Source organism: Virgibacillus sp. 7505 (assembly GCF_002272135.1).
Taxonomy (GTDB): domain Bacteria; phylum Bacillota; class Bacilli; order Bacillales; family Amphibacillaceae; genus Terribacillus.
This window is the reverse complement of record NZ_NPBF01000265.1, coordinates 1-243: the sequence shown is the minus strand read 5'-3', so window position 1 is coordinate 243 and position 243 is coordinate 1. Positions and strand designations below refer to the sequence as shown.

1 pseudogene is annotated in these 243 nt (G+C 40.3%); it reads left to right on the top strand.

Annotation, left to right across the window (positions count from 1 at the left end):
* A pseudogene (locus tag CHH91_RS20735) lies at positions 1 to 191 on the top strand (hypothetical protein); the annotation flags it as partial.
* Positions 192 to 243: the final 52 nt, after the last annotated feature.

Genomic DNA, 243 nt, shown 5'->3' with positions numbered 1-243 from the left:
TCAATGATGCGTTTCCTTTAGGCGAAAAGGATAAGAAAGGCAAAGAGAACGAAAAGCCTGATGAAAATGACAAAGCCAAGGAAAACGAAAATGATAAAGCCAAGGATAATGAAAAAGACGGTGACTCTAAGAAAGATAAAGACGAGAACGACAAGCCGGCTGAAAATAAGCCAAATGAAATCGAAGAGTAAACCTTTGAGCGCCTAAAAAGGTGCTCTGAGGTTGTCGACAACGTCGACAAAA